Annotated in this window: 16 protein-coding genes; 9 read left to right on the top strand and 7 right to left on the bottom strand. The window is 43.1% G+C overall.

What is annotated here, in order from left to right:
• Nucleotides 1-205: 205 nt before the first annotated feature.
• Nucleotides 206-3,274: an inverse autotransporter beta domain-containing protein gene (locus tag Xentx_RS09175; protein WP_074019948.1), complete on the bottom strand. Its 3,069-nt coding sequence runs from the start codon at nt 3,272-3,274 to the stop codon at nt 206-208.
• 514 nt (nt 3,275-3,788) lie between these two features.
• Complete coding sequence (gene fbp, locus Xentx_RS09170) at nt 3,789-4,793, bottom strand: class 1 fructose-bisphosphatase (protein WP_074019947.1); 1,005 nt, start codon at nt 4,791-4,793, stop codon at nt 3,789-3,791.
• Nucleotides 4,794-4,976: 183 nt separating this feature from the next.
• On the opposite strand from fbp, the gene mpl reads away from it, so the two are divergent.
• Complete coding sequence (mpl, locus tag Xentx_RS09165; RefSeq protein ID WP_074019946.1) at nt 4,977-6,347, top strand: UDP-N-acetylmuramate:L-alanyl-gamma-D-glutamyl-meso-diaminopimelate ligase; 1,371 nt, start codon at nt 4,977-4,979, stop codon at nt 6,345-6,347.
• Nucleotides 6,348-6,420: 73 nt separating this feature from the next.
• Here the strand turns inward: mpl and argR are convergent, their stop codons facing one another.
• Nucleotides 6,421-6,891 (bottom strand): transcriptional regulator ArgR, encoded by a 471-nt coding sequence (gene argR / locus Xentx_RS09160; RefSeq protein ID WP_074019945.1) that lies wholly within the window; start codon nt 6,889-6,891, stop codon nt 6,421-6,423.
• 404 nt (nt 6,892-7,295) lie between these two features.
• Here argR and mdh point away from each other — a divergent pair, with 404 nt between their 5' ends.
• On the top strand, nt 7,296-8,234 hold the full coding sequence (gene mdh / locus Xentx_RS09155; protein ID WP_074019944.1) for a malate dehydrogenase: 939 nt from the start codon (nt 7,296-7,298) through the stop codon (nt 8,232-8,234).
• 110 nt (nt 8,235-8,344) lie between these two features.
• Here the strand turns inward: mdh and Xentx_RS09150 are convergent, their stop codons facing one another.
• Nucleotides 8,345-8,611 carry a helix-turn-helix domain-containing protein gene (locus tag Xentx_RS09150; protein WP_074019943.1) on the bottom strand — a complete coding sequence of 89 codons (267 nt, stop codon included), beginning with the start codon at nt 8,609-8,611 and terminating at the stop codon, nt 8,345-8,347.
• Between the two features lie 187 nt (nt 8,612-8,798).
• On the opposite strand from Xentx_RS09150, the gene Xentx_RS09145 reads away from it, so the two are divergent.
• Together Xentx_RS09145 and Xentx_RS09140 are read left to right on the top strand one after the other, a co-directional pair.
• Entirely contained in the window at nt 8,799-9,146 is a 348-nt protein-coding gene (locus Xentx_RS09145; protein WP_074019942.1) for a DNA-binding protein, read from the top strand.
• A 75-nt stretch (nt 9,147-9,221) separates the two neighbouring features.
• Nucleotides 9,222-9,602, top strand: a complete 381-nt coding sequence (locus tag Xentx_RS09140; RefSeq protein WP_074019941.1) for a DNA-binding protein — start codon at nt 9,222-9,224, stop codon at nt 9,600-9,602.
• A 27-nt stretch (nt 9,603-9,629) separates the two neighbouring features.
• Here Xentx_RS09140 and ispB read toward each other — a convergent pair whose 3' ends face one another.
• The gene (gene ispB, locus Xentx_RS09135) at nt 9,630-10,601 is read right to left on the bottom strand and encodes an octaprenyl diphosphate synthase (RefSeq protein ID WP_074019940.1); all 972 of its coding nucleotides are present in this window, start codon (nt 10,599-10,601) and stop codon (nt 9,630-9,632) included.
• A gap of 252 nt (nt 10,602-10,853) precedes the next feature.
• Between ispB and rplU the strand changes: the two genes are divergently transcribed.
• The 3 genes from rplU (at nt 10,854) to cgtA (ending at nt 12,740) form a co-directional block, all read left to right on the top strand.
• The gene (gene rplU / locus Xentx_RS09130) at nt 10,854-11,162 is read left to right on the top strand and encodes a 50S ribosomal protein L21 (RefSeq protein WP_045968299.1); all 309 of its coding nucleotides are present in this window, start codon (nt 10,854-10,856) and stop codon (nt 11,160-11,162) included.
• A gap of 19 nt (nt 11,163-11,181) precedes the next feature.
• Complete coding sequence (gene rpmA / locus Xentx_RS09125) at nt 11,182-11,439, top strand: 50S ribosomal protein L27 (protein ID WP_038237679.1); 258 nt, start codon at nt 11,182-11,184, stop codon at nt 11,437-11,439.
• Nucleotides 11,440-11,570: 131 nt separating this feature from the next.
• Entirely contained in the window at nt 11,571-12,740 is a 1,170-nt protein-coding gene (gene cgtA / locus Xentx_RS09120) for an Obg family GTPase CgtA (RefSeq protein WP_074019939.1), read from the top strand.
• Between the two features lie 90 nt (nt 12,741-12,830).
• Here the strand turns inward: cgtA and dacB are convergent, their stop codons facing one another.
• The gene (gene dacB / locus Xentx_RS09115) at nt 12,831-14,291 is read right to left on the bottom strand and encodes a serine-type D-Ala-D-Ala carboxypeptidase (RefSeq protein ID WP_074019938.1); all 1,461 of its coding nucleotides are present in this window, start codon (nt 14,289-14,291) and stop codon (nt 12,831-12,833) included.
• 278 nt (nt 14,292-14,569) lie between these two features.
• On the opposite strand from dacB, the gene greA reads away from it, so the two are divergent.
• Entirely contained in the window at nt 14,570-15,046 is a 477-nt protein-coding gene (gene greA, locus Xentx_RS09110; protein WP_074019937.1) for a transcription elongation factor GreA, read from the top strand.
• A gap of 89 nt (nt 15,047-15,135) precedes the next feature.
• Here greA and yhbY read toward each other — a convergent pair whose 3' ends face one another.
• Nucleotides 15,136-15,429, bottom strand: coding sequence for a ribosome assembly RNA-binding protein YhbY (gene yhbY, locus Xentx_RS09105; protein ID WP_038218890.1), 294 nt, complete (start codon nt 15,427-15,429; stop codon nt 15,136-15,138).
• Nucleotides 15,430-15,563: 134 nt separating this feature from the next.
• On the opposite strand from yhbY, the gene rlmE reads away from it, so the two are divergent.
• Entirely contained in the window at nt 15,564-16,193 is a 630-nt protein-coding gene (rlmE, locus tag Xentx_RS09100; RefSeq protein WP_074019936.1) for a 23S rRNA (uridine(2552)-2'-O)-methyltransferase RlmE, read from the top strand.
• Nucleotides 16,194-16,202 lie beyond the last annotated feature (9 nt).

Genomic DNA, 16,202 nt, shown 5'->3' with positions numbered 1-16,202 from the left:
TTTCCTTATTTAAGTTACGTATATTAGCTTGAACATCTATATCGTAACGGAAAGGTGTTTTTCTTGGTATAACCCTTGAACTCCACCCGCATAGCGGGTGGTTTTATGTTTAAGAAGCTAACGCATCTTAAACTGGCTAAAGCCATAATAAAAAAGCACAGACCCAAGTTTAATTGAGTCTGTGCTGATTTATATTAAGCGTAGTTTAATATGGTGAAACTTGTCCATAACCATCAACGCGTATTACACAAAGGAGCATTGACGAAGGAGCAGATAGACTTGCCTTTTTAGCTTCCCTTGTATCGTAGTTATATCCATAATAAAGTCCTCCCTCTGATGGCGTATGTATTTTCAATATATTAGTCCCCGCCGTGTGATTCCGAAGATATTCCAATCCAAAGTAAGGGAACTGCGCTTTGTCATATTCATAACTAATTGAAGTTAGAGTCGTCGTTTGCGGAGTTGCGCCTATATCAGTCAGGTTCGGTGTGACAGCGTTCTGGCCATAGAGATTGATATTATCTTTGCCAGTCCAATCCAAATCTTGACAGTCTGGAGAGCCATTCAAGGGAACAGTTTTCGAATTCGAACCACTCGTATCAGGATGGTCAGGGATAAGTAGGTATCTCCGTGGGTTGAAGGTATAGTAATAACTAGATTTTACTCCCGTATCCATAAATGTTTTGGTGAGTGTCACTGTTACCGGCCATTGCTCAATGGAGAAACTATTTATGGGGAATGTTATTTCCCCGTTTAGTGTATCTACTTTCACTAAGTTAGGATTGGAAGATTTGATACTTGATGTAACGCTTGTGGTCTGCGTACCATCTGGGGCGTTAATTGGTGCGTCATCATACAACTGCGTTCCATCCTGCGCCAGTTGAATAATCAGATCTCCATGTACGTTATAGGGTCTTCCCTGCTCAGCGATATATTTCGTAACATTTGAACCTTTCGCACCCATCAGAATTCCCACTGGTACTGGAGCAGAATCGAAGCTTACCGGTACGGATTGTATGCTATTTGCATCATTTTCACTGGCTGCATCTGGCATTAGTTTGAAATAAAGTCCATCTATACCGACAAGACTTGACATAGAAAGAGTTACATAACCCTCGTTATCGGTAGTTGGATTTGTAGGAATCTCAAGTTTAATTTCTTCTACAGGCGGAGTGACATTAGAAGCGGCATTCATTATTTCCGCTTTAAGTTTAACAAGGGTCTGATTTTTAAGAGGAAGTCTGCTTTCTGCGTCGATGACTGGCACTTTATAGGTATAGCGCTCTTTTCCGCCAGCGGTTATTGGTCCCACAGGTGATTGCGATATTGCACCGAATGCAAACTTCAGGCTTTCTGGTGTGACAAAATCGAGTGGCTCAGAGAAGCTTTGATGTTTGTCATTAATCAATACTTCAACTTTAGCACCTTTCACTACCTGAGTACTGGTTACAATCGCCTTGATTTTACCCTCCTGATCAGAGGAGTTCTCATAGCCAGGCGCGGGCTTAACCGATAATCCCGGTAGATCAGCGGGTTCGATGCTCCATTGTAAGTTCATATCCATTTTTTTATTGATGCGATAGCCATTGAGATCGAATACAGTCGCAGTCACAATGATTGGTTTGCGTTCTGTTGCCTCATAAGGCCCTTTTTGGTCGAATACAAAATCTTTGGCCTGAATAGCATCACTAAGATTAGTGAAATAAAATGGCTTATCGCCTTTTATTTCCAATTTAGGTTGCTCATCCATTGACAGATAAATCTTTGTTTTCGGATCAATCGGTTGAGTACTGCTCAACATGGCAGTTAATTGGCCTGCATCATTAGTCATGCCTGCTGAGTCCCAGGTTAATGTTGCATGTTTATCTGGTGGATCGATGCTCCATTTTACGTTCGATATTGCCTTGTTTTTAATTGGCGGGTTGTTTTTATTGCCATAGGTGATTGTGGCTGCCAGATCATAAGCCGGTTTGCCATTGGAAATTATAGGGCCTGTGCCATTTGGCTTGATGCTTTGGTCTTTAATGGCAAAAGGTTCAACAACCACATTCATGTAAGATGTCATGGGCTTATTGTTGCCCGTGACTTCAGAAATAGCAGACAGGGTATAGCTGTTTATTCCCTTGGCAGAATATTTCGGCAAGTCCAGTTCAACAGATCTGCCATGAGGTGTGATAGCTCCCCCGTTTTTATGGAACTCTTCATTAGCCTGCCATGATAACTTTTTCAGTTTTTGCTCAGCGGTAATATTAGGGGTGATTTGAACATGTTGGGCACTATATCCGCTTAATGTATTTGGCAAAGCGAGGTTGAACACGGGTTTTTTCTTGTAGTCCAGCACGATATGGTTGTTTCTTTGCACGATATCATAACGGCTTCCCATCAGTGTGCGCATAGCAGCAACGCTATTCGGTGAAATTTGATCCGCAAAAGGTATACCAAAACGATAATTCAGATTGGCCTGGAAGAGAGCCTCACTGTGTCCACTGCTTCCGAGTTTATAATCCACACCCATTGTCATCAGTGGAATCGGGGTATAATTTAGGCCAAGTCGGGCAAGGTTAGGGTTTTTTTGCTTGGTTTTCCGATTGAACAGGGCAACGTTATCGCCGAAGTACTGTTCATAACTCAACTTACCCCCAATGTTTGGATAAGCTGGTAAGAAAAATTCACCATTGATATCGTAGCCGTTGGCTGGCCGTTCTTCATATTCCAGTTCTCTGGGGGATTGGCGCCATTTGCTCAAGCGCCAGTATGTGTTGGCAGACAATTTAATATAATCAGTCCAGATTTCTCCGCCAACACCCAACCGTTGATGTTGTCCCGTGAAATCATTGTCAAGGAAGGTATTTAAACCATACATCCAATCGGTTGTGAAATAACGTCCACCAAGACCGAGGTTTAGGGTATTGCGGCTATCGTGTCGGCGATAACCTAACTGAGAGAAAAATAGCCAATCCGCTTTATTGTCATAGAGGGGTAACAGTAGATCCAGGGAGCTGCTATCCAGTTTTCCTTTTTTATCGACGGAAAGATTGATATTGGCTGTACCAAATCTGGATAACCATTTTTGCGTTTCCGTGGATATCGCACCATTGATTTTCCCCAAAGCATAGGATTTTGCTTGTTCGGTTAATTGGGATGGGGAAGAGGATAAGATATTACTCACCCTATGGATATTTTGTGCGATGACTCCTGCTTCTTTATCGAGAGCAGCTTGCTTATCTTGCGCCTGATTGGTGTTCTTTTCATTTTCTGATCCCTGTAAGGACATTCTATTCTCTTGAATCTTTTCACCCGCTGAAAGCGCACTCGTCGGAGTAAAGGGTAAAAAAAGCGAATACATGAGAATAGAAAGCCGAAAAACTTTATGATTTATATACGAGTCCATATATGAATTCCTCATAAAATATGGGCTGTCGCCAGCGCTTTAGCGTTACATCTTTGATGTTCCAAATTTCATTTTTATTGGGTATAGCTATCTCATTAATATAAAAAAGATAATATTTCCCATACCTACATACATTAGGAAAACTTTTATTGTTGTGCGTAATGAAAAATGATTATCGATTGATAGCAAAAAGTTATCAGTTTATTTCCGCTGAAATTGGGTTTCATTTTTCAAAAAGTTTTTCATGCAAGAGAGGTGTTTTTTCAGGAATGACTATGGTGTATCAGTATGAATATATAATTAAATGGTTGCAGGCTTAATAAGCCTGTGGTTTGAAAAATAAATGGAATAAGAGGTGGAAACCCACCTCTTTAAATTAGAGCATTAATAATGCTGCTTATTGCTCAGGAAACTCCGCCATAAAACTTTCGGCTTTTTCTACCATAGATTTGGTGCCGACAAAAAAAGGTACTCGTTGGTGCAGCTTATTTGGCACGATATCCAGAATACGGTTTGCACCATCGCTGGCTTTACCACCGGCTTGTTCAGCCAGGAGTGCAATTGGGTTGCACTCATAAAGTAAGCGGAGTTTGCCCGTTGGATGGCTTGCCGTACTTGGGTAGATATAGATCCCACCTTTTAATAGATTGCGGTGGAAATCTGCAACCAGGGAACCAATATAACGGGTTGTGTAAGGGCGCTGGGTTGCTTCGTCTTGTTCCTGACAATATTTGATGTATTTTTTCACGCCCATTGGGAACTTGATGTAGTTCCCTTCATTGATAGAGTACATATTGCCCTTTTCTGGGAATTGGACTTTCTCATGAGTCAGACAGAATACACCAAGGGAAGGATCATAAGTAAAAGTATGGACACCACAGCCTGTAGTATAAACCAGCATTGTGGATGAGCCATAAACCACATAACCCGCTGCAACCTGACGATTGCCCGGTTGCAGGAAATCTTCTTCGGTTACAGGTTGCCCGATCGGGGTTATTCGATGGTAAATCGAGAAAATAGTCCCGACGGAAACGTTTACATCAATATTCGAAGAACCATCCAGTGGATCCATCAAAACAACATACTTCGCATTTTCTGCTCGATCGCCATCAAAAATAACGATGTCGTCTTCCTCTTCGGAAGCAATGCCTGCGACTTCGCCGCGTGCTTTCAGTGCTGCCTTGAGTTTTTCATTGGCATACAAATCCAGCTTCATCTGGACTTCACCCTGAACATTAGAGACGCCACTTGTGCCTAAAATATCCACAAGACCGGCTTTATTGATATCTCTATGGATGATTTTGGCACCTAACTTTATGGCAGACAGTAGTGCAGTCAGTTCACCTGTAGCATGCGGAAAATCTTGCTGCTTTTCGACGATGAATTCGCCCAATGTTTTCATGACAAAGGCCTTGAGTTGGTTATGGTTTTAGGAAGCGTGCTTCACTTATGTGTTGCACTTATGTGCCGCACTTAGGCGCGGGCAGTTTAGCTAAAGAATCCAATGATTCATAGGTTATTGCATTTTTAATCTCTGATTTGAGCGTTAAAATAGTGATACAGTTCATGAATCAGGTAGAAATAAATGCGTATTCATATTCTTGGCATTTGCGGTACTTTCATGGGTGGGCTGGCGATCCTCGCTCGCACACAGGGGCATGAAGTGACTGGCTCTGATGCCAATGTATATCCCCCAATGAGCACTTTGCTGGAAAAACAGGGCATTGAGCTGATCCAAGGGTACGATCCAGCACAGCTCGATCCTGCTCCAGATATGGTGATCATTGGTAATGCTATGACACGTGGCAATCCCTGCGTAGAAGCCGTGCTAGATCGTGGCATTCCTTATACTTCTGGCCCGCAATGGCTGCATGATCATATATTGCCGGAGCGTTGGGTATTGGCTGTCGCGGGAACTCATGGCAAAACAACGACGGCGGGTATGGTGGCTTGGATCTTGGAAGAGTGTGGCTATAAACCAGGATTCCTGATTGGTGGTGTGCCAGGGAATTTTGAAGTTTCAGCACACATCGGTGAAAGCCCATTTTTTGTGATTGAAGCTGATGAATATGATTGTGCCTTCTTTGACAAGCGTTCGAAATTTGTCCACTACAGTCCCCGCACACTGGTCATGAACAACCTTGAGTTTGATCATGCCGACATTTTCGAAAATTTGGGCGCTATTCAAAAACAGTTCCACCATCTCGTCAGGGTTGTGCCGAGTACCGGCAAGATCATTGTTCCTGATAATGATATTAATTTGAAGCATGTGCTTTCAATGGGATATTGGAGTGAGTTGGAACAGATCGGAGAAAGCGGTCATTGGCAGGCGAAGAAAGCTAGCCAGGATAGCAGCCACTACCAGGTATTCCATCAGGGTGAGCTGGTTGGGGAAGTGAAGTGGTCATTGGTTGGTGAACACAATATGCATAATGGTTTGATCGCAATTGCGGCAGCCCATCATGTGGGCGTTCAACCTGCGGATGCCTGTCAGGCATTATGCCAATTTATTAACGCCCGTCGTCGCCTTGAATTGCGCGGCGAAGTTAATGGCATCTCGGTATATGATGATTTTGCCCATCATCCAACGGCTATCTTAGCCACAATGGAGGCGTTGAGAAGTAAAGTAGGCGGCATGGCTCGCATTCTTGCCGTACTGGAACCGCGTTCGAATACCATGAAACTGGGAATGAGCAAAAATGATATTGCTCCTTCTTTGGGACGTGCCGATGAAGTTTTTCTCTATCAACCCACCAATATTCCGTGGCAGGTGGTTGAAATTGCCGAACAGTGTATTCAGCCAGCTCGTTGGAGTGCGGATATTAATACTTTGGTTAAAATGATTGTAGAAACGGCCCAGCCCGGTGACCATATTCTGGTTATGAGTAATGGTGGATTTGATGGTATTCACGAAAAACTACTGGCTGCATTGATGAAAAAAATAAGCGTGGATTAATCAATATTTTCTTATGTTTCGGTCTGCCATACGCATATTTTGATTATATTGGCATACGGCAGACCTGAAAAAATTAAAGTTCCTGTTCAAACAAGTGGAGAATTGCTTCGTAGAGTTGTTTTGTCGTAAAGTTTTGTGCTGGGGTGGAAAAAATAGTGTCATCTCCCGCAATGCTGCCAAGTATCCCTTCTGCTTTCCCTAATGAATCTAATAGGCGGGCAATTAGTTGTGCCGCGCCAGGGCTAGTTCGTATGACGACAATGCAGTGATTATAATCGACATCTAATACCAGATTTTTTAATGGGCTGGTGGCAGTGGGAACTCCCAATTCTGCGGGTAAGCAGTAAACCATTTCCATCTTTGCATTACGGGTTCGGACAGCACCAAATTTCGTTAGCATTCTGGAAACTTTAGATTGGTTGATATTTTCAAACCCTTGCTCTTGAAGTGCTGCAACAATTTCACCTTGAGAGCTGAATTTTTCTTCTTTCAATAATGCCTTGAAAGCTTTTACCAAATCTTCCTGTTTCGAAGGAACACGCATATTTCACCATCGTTGAATCCGTTATCAGGCGGACATTATGCGAAAGAGTGAATTTTTATTCAAGAAAGAGAAGAATAAACCAGCATAAAGAGAATAATGGATTAAACATAGTAAATGCATTGTTAATTAAATGGTGGTTTTTGAGGATTGTTTGGTCTGAAAGGGAAGAGTAAGGTAATCCATTAATTGATGACGAATACGGCTGAAATAATTCTTAAAAAAGTGTCCATTATCTCATTAACAGATAAGCATTTTGTTTAGAATAAAACAACTTTGGTGTTTCATCATCAGGCTATTAAGTGGATAATCTGGCTGTTAATAGATTGTTTTTAATACGTGGTGTTTTTAATACGTGGTGTTTTTAATACATCGTGTTTACAGTACTTAATTTAAGGAGTATCAGGATGAAAGTTGCAGTTCTCGGCGCAGCCGGTGGTATTGGTCAGGCACTTGCCCTTCTACTCAAGACCCAGCTTCCTTCAGGTTCAGAACTTTCCTTATATGACATTGCTCCGGTGACCCCTGGCGTGGCAACCGATCTGAGCCATATCCCAACGGAAGTTAAAGTCACTGGTTTTGCTGGTGAAGATGCAACCCCTGCATTGGTAGGTGCGGATGTCGTATTGGTTTCTGCGGGTGTGGCTCGTAAACCTGGTATGGATCGTTCCGATTTGTTCAATATCAACGCGGGTATCATTCGTAATCTGGTTCAGCAGGTGGCTAAAACTTGTCCAAAAGCATTAATTGGAATTATTACCAACCCAGTCAATACCACTGTAGCGATTGCTGCTGAAGTACTGAAAAAAGAAGGGGTGTACGATAAGAACCGCCTGTTTGGTGTCACAACCCTGGATATCATTCGTTCCAACACCTTTGTTGCTGAGTTGAAAGGCAAGAAAGTAGAAGAAATAGAAGTTCCTGTTATTGGCGGGCACTCTGGTGTGACCATTCTGCCTCTGCTGTCGCAAATTCCAGGTGTTAGCTTCACTGATGAAGAAGTTGAAGCATTGACCAAGCGTATCCAGAATGCGGGTACTGAGGTTGTTGAAGCGAAAGCGGGTGGCGGCTCTGCAACACTGTCTATGGGACAAGCAGCGGCTCGTTTGGGGCTGTCGCTGCTCCGTGGCTTGCAAGGCGAAAGCAATGTTGTTGAGTGCAGCTATGTTGAAGGTGATGGCAAATATGCCCGTTTCTTTGCGCAGCCTGTTCGCTTAGGTAAAAATGGTATCGAAGAACGTTTAGATATTGGCAAGTTGAGTGACTTTGAACAGAAAGCATTGGATAACATGCTGGATGTTTTGAAGAAAGATATTGACTTAGGCGAGAAGTTTATTAACAGCTAATTCATTTATTAATGATTTATTAATATACGAATTAAGTTAAATATATTAAATAACTAAAACCGCTAGTTAGAAATAACTAGCGGTTTTTCTTTCAATAGGTATATCGATAGCTAATTATTCTTTTTCTCTCTAACTTTCCTTTCTAATAGTTCTCCTGTGTTGGGATCGAAATAGCGGCTTGGCCATATTTCAGACGGATGTAGTTCTAAGTGCTTCGCTATTATCCATTCTCCCTTGGGCCATGGGCGAGAAAGTGTATTCGCCAAAGTAGATGAACTCAGTCCTGCTGCACGAGAAACGGCAGCTAACGTCGTGCCACGTTTACGTAAAGCGGCAATAATATCAGCAGGATGCCAATCCGATTTCATAGAAATCATTTTTTTAATCCTTTTCTATTAAATTAGAAGCCACATTAGTGGTATAACTAAAGCGTTAATGTGAAATTAATAACGAACACGAACCTGTTATTAAGAAAACAAAATAACATTATTTTTTCTAAAAATGTTTCTAATTTTTTCTTAATAACTTCTTTTTTGAACTTGGTTACAAAAATAGAGAAACATTATGAAAAAAGAGTGGTATACGGCAATGGAGTTGACCGGTGTAGGTGAGTTGCCTAGATCACCACAAGGAGTTAATGCCAGGGCAAAACGTGAAGAGTGGTTGCGGCAAAAACGGTCAGGCGTCCAGGGAAGGGCGATTGAATACCATTATTCTTGTTTTCCTCAATCAACGTTAGAAGCTTTGGAGCTTCATGAAACACCAACGGAATATCAGGTGCAGAAACAAGATCCTTTATCCATTTGGGTAAGTGCATTTAATTTACTCACTGAGGAAGAGAAGGAGGTCATTACCGAAGTGATATTACGAGATGGCATAAGAAGTTTTTTGGAAAAAATCATAGCTACTTGAGACAGCTTTTGAAAAGCCAGGTGCTTAAAATTTGGCTTTCTCGTCACTGCTCCAGTATCAAGCGAGGAGAAAGAGATGAAAAAAGAGTGGTATTCTGCAAAAGAACTCATCGGCCTCGCAGGGCTGCCATCGTCTCCCCAAGGAGTCAATCTAATGGCGAGGCGCGAGGGCTGGGAACAACGCCGTAAGCGGGGCGTACAGGGAAAAGCGCTCGAATATAATGTTAACAGTTTGCCCGAAGATGTCGTGAATGTACTGACAGTCAGTGAAAATTCAGTCGAATACTACCGGAATAAGCGACAGGACCCATTTATGATCTGGGTGGAGGCTTATTACCAGTTGAGCAAATCTGAAAGAGAACGAATGGTTAAATTTATTTTGAGAAAAGGGCTAGCCAGCCTTGTCCAATATGTCAGTATTCAAGATATTAATAATAAAGACAGTGCCCTAGATTGAATTTTCTGGGGCACTGATTGCTTCAGTTCAGGAAAGTCGCTGTACAGCGACATGAGCCAATCCCTCAAGAGCCGCCTTGTATGGAGAATCCTCCAGTGACTGCAATGCTGAAATTGCCTTATCAGCTTCTTCTTCTGCCCGCTGGCGGGTATATTTGAGTGAACCGCACTGTTTCATCGTTGCCAGGACGGTATCCAGCAAATGGCGGCCATTACCTTGTTCAATGGCACCTCGTATCAGAGCGGATTGTTCCGGTGTTCCGTGGTTCATAGCGTGCAAAAGAGGCAATGTTGGTTTGCCTTCGTTCAAATCATCCCCTGTATTCTTACCAAGCGTACTGTTATCTGAGTCATAATCCAGCAGATCATCAATTAATTGAAATGCGGTTCCTAAATAACGACCATAATCACGTAGTGCTATTTCTTGCTCAGGAGTGGCGTTGGCGAGAATGGCGGCTGAATGCGCAGCGACTTCAAACAGGCGGGCGGTTTTACTGTAAATGACCCGCATATAGTCATCTTCTGAAATATTCGGATCATTGCAGTTCATCAACTGCATGACCTCTCCTTCAGCAATGACATTGGTAGCATCAGACATCAATTTTAATACGCGCATGGAATCGAGATCGGTCATCATTTGAAATGAGCGCGTATAGATAAAATCGCCCACAAGGACACTGGCAGCATTACCATAAATGGAGTTGGCTGTCGCTTTACCACGGCGCATATCAGATTCATCAACGACATCGTCATGCAGTAGCGTTGCCGTGTGAATAAATTCAATCAAAGCAGCAACTTTGATGTGTTTTGCGTCTTGGCAGTGAAGGGCTTTCCCTGCCAGTACGGCAATCATTGGTCGAATGCGCTTGCCACCGCCGCTGATGATGTAGTAACCAAGTTGGTTGATCAGCGCAACGTCAGAATTTAATTGGTTAAGAATGGTTTCATTAACCGCTGCCATATCATCAGCGGTGAGTTTAATTATCGATTCTAAATTCATGTTTTGGCTTTGGACTCTGATTCAGAGCTGTGCTCATTAATTAGCATATCAATAGATATCAAGATGTATCGATTGTACTTGAAAAACCGTTCAAATAAATGACAATTGAAAAACTCTGTTTTTTTCTCATCTGTTCTAATTCTGCACTTGTCTTCCAAGTGGTTTTTGCGTAGAATTCGCGCCCTATTGTGAATATTTTATAGCGCGCTCTGGAAAGCATTTTTAGGGGGGTGCGCGGAAAGCGGAGTTTATATGTACGCAGTTTTCCAAAGTGGTGGTAAACAACACCGAGTAAGCGAAGGCCAAACAATTCGCTTGGAAAAGCTGGACATCGCAACAGGTGAAACTGTTGAGTTTGACCAGGTGCTGATGGTCGCTAACGGCGAAGACATCAAAATCGGCGCTCCAGTAGTTGAAGGCGTTAAAGTTAAAGCTGAAGTTGTGGCTCACGGCCGTGGCGAGAAAGTTAAAATTGTTAAGTTTCGTCGTCGTAAACACAGCCGTAAGCAACAGGGCCACCGTCAGTGGTTCACCGATGTTAAGATCACTGGCATCGCTTAAGATTTAGGAGAGCAGATTAATGGCACACAAAAAGGCTGGCGGCTCGACTCGTAACGGTCGCGATTCTGAAAGCAAACGTCTGGGTGTAAAACGTTTTGGTGGTGAGTCTGTTTTGGCAGGTAGCATCATCGTTCGTCAACGTGGTACTAAATTCCACGCAGGCAACAACGTAGGTTGTGGCCGTGACCACACCCTGTTCGCATTAGCTGACGGGAAAGTTAAGTTCGAAGTTAAAGGTTCAAAAAACCGTAAATTTATCAGCATCGAAGCTGAATAAGTTTTTTGTATCTTGATCGAATCAGAAGCCCTGCAATGTGTGTTGCGGGGCTTTTTATTATTTTGGATTACGCCATCTCTGGGTACTAGCTGCCATCCAGCTTTACAGTGGCTATCCTACGGAGAAAAGTGATGAAATTTGTAGATGAAGCCAGAATTCTGGTTGTAGCGGGAGATGGTGGCAATGGTTGCGTCAGCTTCCGTCGTGAGAAATATATTCCAAAAGGTGGGCCTGACGGTGGCGATGGTGGTGATGGTGGTGATGTCTACCTGCTGGCAGATGAAAACCTCAATACACTGATTGATTACCGTTTTGAAAAATCCTTCCGCGCTGAACGTGGTCAGAATGGACAAAGCCGCGATTGTACGGGTAAACGTGGTCAGGACATTACTATTAAGGTTCCGGTTGGAACTCGTGTACGTGATGTTGCCACGGGCGAAGTGCTTGGGGATATGCTGCGCCATGAACAGCGTTTTATGGTAGCAAAAGGAGGCTTCCACGGCCTTGGCAATACCCGTTTTAAATCTTCGGTGAACCGTGCTCCTCGTCAAAGAACGATGGGAACTCCCGGAGAAAGTCGTGAGCTGATGTTGGAACTGATGCTGCTGGCTGATGTAGGAATGCTGGGGATGCCAAATGCAGGCAAATCCACCTTTATTCGTGCTGTATCGGCAGCAAAACCGAAAGTTGCTGATTATCCATTTACAACCTTGGTGCCAAGCCTTGGTGTTGTGCGTATGGATAACGAACAAAGTTTTGTCGTCGCAGATATCCCTGGTCTGATTGAAGGTGCATCAGAAGGCGTTGGATTGGGTATTCGTTTCTTGAAGCATTTGGAACGCTGCCGCGTATTGTTGCATTTGATTGATCTCTGCCCAATCGATGAATCCGATCCAGTCGAAAATGCCCGTATCATCATCAAAGAGCTACACAACTACAGTGAAAGACTGGCAGAAAAACCGCGTTGGTTGGTCTTTAACAAAGTCGATCTTATCGATCCAGAAGAAGCTAAACAGCGGGCAAAAGCTATCGCTGATGAATTGGGTTGGGAAGGCGATTATTACATGATCTCCGCCGTGAACCGTCAGGGTGTGAAAGAGCTTTGCTGGGACATTATGGAGTTTATGAAGACGCAGCCTCGTAGTATGGAAACGTCGGAAGAGTCTCAACCTGAAAAAGTTGAATTTATGTGGGATGACTACCATAAAGAGCAGTTACAGCAAGCATCTGACGATGAAGATTGGGATGATGACTGGGACGAAGAAGATGACGAAGGCGTTGAGTTTATTTATAAACGCTAATCTTCATGTAGTCATTCGAATATAACAAAAGGGCGCTGTACATGGCGCCCTTTTTTCTTTGGTCAAGCCCTTCTTAGTCACTGAGCCAGCTCAGTGACTTTGATATAACGATTTATATAAATTGTGCTCAAAACGCGATAACGGAACACGACGGGCTCGTTGATCTTCTGGCGGAACAGAGTAGGCAGAGACAAACTGGACAAAAGCAATTTGTTGTCCACTTGCAGTAGTCATAAACCCAGCGAGGTTATAAACGCCTTGTAATGATCCCGTTTTGGCAAAGACCTTGCCATCAAGCCTCGCTTCATGCAGGCCAGGGCGATAAGCCAACGTGCCATCATATCCCGCTTTGGGTAACATGGAGATGAAGTCCAGTTCATCATTATGTTGAGCGATAAATTGTAATATTTCCATCATGGTTGTGGCAGCGATTAAATTGTGGCGTGAAAGGCCAGAACCATCCACCATGACAGTATTGCCCAAATCAATACCTGCTCTCTGTTTCAGAATCTGGCGGACAGCATCGGAACCTGCCCGCCATGTTCCTGGAACGTTGAAATAGCGGTGACCAAGGGTACGAAAGAGAGTATCCGCAATCATGTTATCTGATTTTTTCAACATGATTTCGAGCATCTTATTTAATGGCACAGATTGATTCACGGCGAGGATCTTTTCTGGCTGTTTGGGAGCCGGCTGGAGCCGTATATGGCCTTTTAACTCAATACCGGCAATATTCAGTTCATTCTTCAGGAGCTTGCCAGCATAACCAGGCCCATTCTGGATAGCAAAAGCCAATGGCAGTGGTTCATCGCGTTGTGCCAGGCAGCCTGTGAGGGTATATCGATTTAAATCACCCGATGTAACATCAAATTCACAATACTTCGCTTCTGGTGATCCCTTAGCCAATGTTTTGACTTCACTCAGTACATTAACGGGATAAAAAGAGGGTACACGGACAAATGCCAGTTCGCCAGGTTTTTCTGAGCTGTAAAGTGAAACAGAAAAGCAGTTTTTATCCACAATTGCTGCTGATGGAGGGGCGCTGAAACACTGGGTCATATCGTTCCATATCCAGCCTGGTGCTTTATCGTGGCTGGAGAAAATCGAAATATCTATGACAAGATCTCCATCAATCTGTTTTATACCAGATTGTTTTAGGGCTTCGCTCATAGTGCGTAGTTGTGAACGTGTCAGCATGGGATCACCGACAAAGCGAGCCGTTAAGTTACCTTTTAATACACCATCTGAAAGATTAGCATCACTTTCCAGTGTTGTGATAAAACGGTAATCCTTACCAAGCTGCAATAGCGCTGCTAATGCTGTCACAATTTTCTGCGTACTGGCAGGTAAAGCCATTTGTTGCCCGTGATAATCAACTAAGGGATTTTTTTCCCCAACAGCTTGGGCAATAAATGAAAGGTTAGTTCCCGTAGGCAAATACTGGGCGCTTTTCTCAATAGAAGAGATATCAGAAGAGGCATTTGCACTAAAAATGCTCAGGCTAAAGCTGAGCATACACGCTATTCTGCTGGGAATTTTTAAAAGAGCCATAGATCTCGCATATGAAGGTGATGTATTCCATGAATATTTGTATTAATGATACTAAGGTGCTGTTTAAAGGCAAAGTAAACGATGATCCATCATCAACTCTACGTTAGAATGATAGATTGACAGGTAAGTATGCCTGTGGACTTCAGATTGTGCTGAATTACACTTCTTTTTATTAAGTATCTATAAGCCTGCCTGATAAGGTGTGCTCATTGTGCTGTTATTACAAAAAAATCAGGAAGATGTTGTTTGGGCTTAGGATTAATTTAGAGGTTGAATAAATGAAACAAATTCCGATGACGGTACGTGGCGCGGATAAATTGCGCGAAGAATTAGAACATTTGAAAAATGTACGTCGGCCTCAAATTATTGCCGCAATCGCTGAAGCGCGTGAGCACGGTGATTTGAAAGAAAACGCGGAATATCATGCCGCTCGTGAGCAGCAGGGTTTCTGTGAAGGCCGAATTCAGGAAATTGAGGCTAAACTTTCCAATGCACAGGTGATTGATGTCACGAAGATGACCAACAATGGCCGAGTGATTTTTGGGGCAACGGTAACGGTATTGAACTTGGATTCGGATGAAGAACAGACCTACCGTATTGTCGGTGATGATGAAGCCAATATTAAAGAAAACCTTCTTTCAGTGAATTCACCGATTGCCCGTGGCCTGGTTGGTAAAGAAGTCGATGATGTTGTTGTCATCTCCACGCCTGGCGGTCAAGTGGAATTCGAAGTTTTGAACGTGGATTATGTTTAATACACCATGATCAAAGAAAAAGGCCAGCTTTTGGCCTTTTTATCATAATAAATAAATTAATATGGCACTTTTGTATAAATATGCCGTGATTATTTAGGTAGACTAATCTTGCGTTCTTCCGATGGACGGTAGAGAACTAACATTTTGCCAATGATTTGCACGTTATGTGCACCTGTTTCACGAACAATCGCTTCAGCGATCAAAGTTTTTATTTCACGGTCTTCGCCAGCAACTTTAACTTTGATAAGCTCGTGATGCGAAAGAGTCTGTTCGATTTCAGCCAACACGCCTTCGGTCAACCCATTGTTGCCGATCATAACGACAGGCTTTAATGAATGAGCGAGACTTTTCAGGTATTGGACTTGTTTCTTGTTAAGAGTCATCGTTTTTTTGCTTAGTTAGGATTGAAAACGATATATTCTACCGCCATCTCATATCTATCACCATAAAAGTGTGGTGTGGTTTGATAAGAGAACGCAAAAAATAAGGCGCCTTATTAGTAGAGTTGGAAAGAACAATGGCCAATAAAAAACGCTCAGCAAGCTCAAGTCGCTGGTTACAGGAACATTTTAGTGATAAATATGTTCTCCAGGCGCAGAAAAAAGGGCTTCGCTCTCGCGCTTGGTTTAAACTTGATGAGATACAGCAAAGCGACAAAATTTTTAAACCGGGCATGACCGTTGTTGATTTAGGTGCTGCTCCAGGTGGGTGGTCTCAGTACGTAGTGAGTCAGATTGGTAATAGCGGGCGAGTCATTGCTTGCGATCTTTTACCAATGGATCCGATAGTTGGGGTCGATTTCCTTCAAGGAGACTTTCGTGATGAGCTGGTATTGAAAACATTACTTGAGAGAGTTGGTGATAATAAAGTCCAGGTCGTCATGTCGGATATGGCTCCTAATATGAGTGGAACCCCCGCGGTCGATATTCCCCGATCCATGTATCTGGTTGAGTTAGCGTTGGATATGTGTCGTGATGTGCTGGCCCCTGGGGGTAGTTTTATTGTCAAAGTATTTCAGGGAGAGGGCTTTGATGAATACCTGAGGGAAATACGCTCCCTTTTTGCGAAGGTAAAAGTTCGTAAACCAGAATCTTCGCGGGCACGATCACGTGAAGTATACATTGTAGCGACAGGGCGGAAAGTATAGTACCCTGAC

Source organism: Xenorhabdus thuongxuanensis, assembly GCF_001908095.1.
Classification (GTDB): domain Bacteria; phylum Pseudomonadota; class Gammaproteobacteria; order Enterobacterales; family Enterobacteriaceae; genus Xenorhabdus; species Xenorhabdus thuongxuanensis.
Note: the sequence above shows the minus strand (reverse complement) of the source record. Positions and strands in the feature narration are given on the sequence as shown.

What these genes read in the sequence shown, in the direction of transcription:
- Xentx_RS09175 (WP_074019948.1), bottom strand. Translation starts at nt 3,274, where the DNA reads ATGTCCTTACAGGGATCAGAAAATGAAAAGAACACCAATCAGGCGCAA.
- fbp (WP_074019947.1), bottom strand. Translation starts at nt 4,793, where the DNA reads ATGAAAACATTGGGCGAATTCATCGTCGAAAAGCAGCAAGATTTTCCG.
- mpl (WP_074019946.1), top strand. Translation starts at nt 4,977, where the DNA reads ATGCGTATTCATATTCTTGGCATTTGCGGTACTTTCATGGGTGGGCTG.
- argR (WP_074019945.1), bottom strand. Translation starts at nt 6,891, where the DNA reads ATGCGTGTTCCTTCGAAACAGGAAGATTTGGTAAAAGCTTTCAAGGCA.
- mdh (WP_074019944.1), top strand. Translation starts at nt 7,296, where the DNA reads ATGAAAGTTGCAGTTCTCGGCGCAGCCGGTGGTATTGGTCAGGCACTT.
- Xentx_RS09150 (WP_074019943.1), bottom strand. Translation starts at nt 8,611, where the DNA reads ATGATTTCTATGAAATCGGATTGGCATCCTGCTGATATTATTGCCGCT.
- Xentx_RS09145 (WP_074019942.1), top strand. Translation starts at nt 8,799, where the DNA reads ATGAAAAAAGAGTGGTATACGGCAATGGAGTTGACCGGTGTAGGTGAG.
- Xentx_RS09140 (WP_074019941.1), top strand. Translation starts at nt 9,222, where the DNA reads ATGAAAAAAGAGTGGTATTCTGCAAAAGAACTCATCGGCCTCGCAGGG.
- ispB (WP_074019940.1), bottom strand. Translation starts at nt 10,601, where the DNA reads ATGAATTTAGAATCGATAATTAAACTCACCGCTGATGATATGGCAGCG.
- rplU (WP_045968299.1), top strand. Translation starts at nt 10,854, where the DNA reads ATGTACGCAGTTTTCCAAAGTGGTGGTAAACAACACCGAGTAAGCGAA.
- rpmA (WP_038237679.1), top strand. Translation starts at nt 11,182, where the DNA reads ATGGCACACAAAAAGGCTGGCGGCTCGACTCGTAACGGTCGCGATTCT.
- cgtA (WP_074019939.1), top strand. Translation starts at nt 11,571, where the DNA reads ATGAAATTTGTAGATGAAGCCAGAATTCTGGTTGTAGCGGGAGATGGT.
- dacB (WP_074019938.1), bottom strand. Translation starts at nt 14,291, where the DNA reads ATGGCTCTTTTAAAAATTCCCAGCAGAATAGCGTGTATGCTCAGCTTT.
- greA (WP_074019937.1), top strand. Translation starts at nt 14,570, where the DNA reads ATGAAACAAATTCCGATGACGGTACGTGGCGCGGATAAATTGCGCGAA.
- yhbY (WP_038218890.1), bottom strand. Translation starts at nt 15,429, where the DNA reads ATGACTCTTAACAAGAAACAAGTCCAATACCTGAAAAGTCTCGCTCAT.
- rlmE (WP_074019936.1), top strand. Translation starts at nt 15,564, where the DNA reads ATGGCCAATAAAAAACGCTCAGCAAGCTCAAGTCGCTGGTTACAGGAA.